Annotated in this window: 1 protein-coding gene; it reads left to right on the forward strand. The window is 66.0% G+C overall.

Annotation, left to right across the window (positions count from 1 at the left end):
• The first annotated feature begins 125 nt into the window (after positions 1-125).
• Complete coding sequence (locus tag Van01_RS32745) at positions 126-908, forward strand: transposase family protein (RefSeq protein ID WP_204015838.1); 783 nt, start codon at positions 126-128, stop codon at positions 906-908.
• Positions 909-914: the final 6 nt, after the last annotated feature.

A 914-nucleotide genomic window follows, 5' to 3' on the forward strand; every position in this document is an offset into this window, starting at 1 on the left:
AGCCTTTTTCAACCTGATCCTGCAGGTCAGGGATGGTGTGAGTGGCCCGGGTGTCGATGGGAGCGAGGCTCCAGGTAAGACAGCAAATCGACCAAAACCCGATGCCCCGACCGGGAGCCTCGCCTGTGCTGTCTTACCCGTCCACGATCTCGTTGTCCAGCCGGACCTTGAACCACCTGGCCGATCGCATCCGCAGCTACCGCAACCAGCGCCGATCCAGGTGGCGGCGCCTCGATGCGGGACGGCAGGCACTGCTCGCCCTGGCTCACCTGCGTAACGGTGACACCTACACCCGGCTGGCTGCCGGGTTCGCCGTCGGCGTGAGTACCGCCTGGCGGTACGTGCAGGAAGCGATAGCCCTACTCGCGGCGACCGCCGATGACTTGACCACCGCCATGGACCGGATCCGCCGGCTGGCGTACGCGATCCTCGACGGCACCCTGATCCCGATCGACCGGGTCGCCGACCAGAAGCCGTACTACTCCGGAAAACACAAGCACCACGGCATGAACGTCCAGGTCATCGCCGACCCGGCCGGCCGCCTCATCTGGACTTCGCCGGCGCTACCCGGCTCAGTCCATGACCTGACCGCAGCCCGAACCCACGGCATCATCGACGCGCTGACCAACGCGAACGCGATGACCTTCGCCGACAAGGGCTACCAGGGTGCCCGCGGCAGCATCCGCACCCCGTTCAAGCGGCACCGCTTCCGGCCGAAACTGTCACGCCGGCAGAAGACCGTGAACCGGGCCCACACAACGATCCGCGCCCGGGGCGAACGCGCGATCGCCACCCTCAAGACCTGGAAGATCCTGACCAAGCTGCGCTGCTGCCCACGACGAACAACCACGATCGTGCAGGCCATCCTCGCGCTGCACCACATCGAAGCCAACCCCCACGCAGGATGAAAATGG

It is taken from the genome of Micromonospora andamanensis, assembly GCF_016863495.1.
GTDB lineage: Bacteria > Actinomycetota > Actinomycetes > Mycobacteriales > Micromonosporaceae > Micromonospora > Micromonospora andamanensis.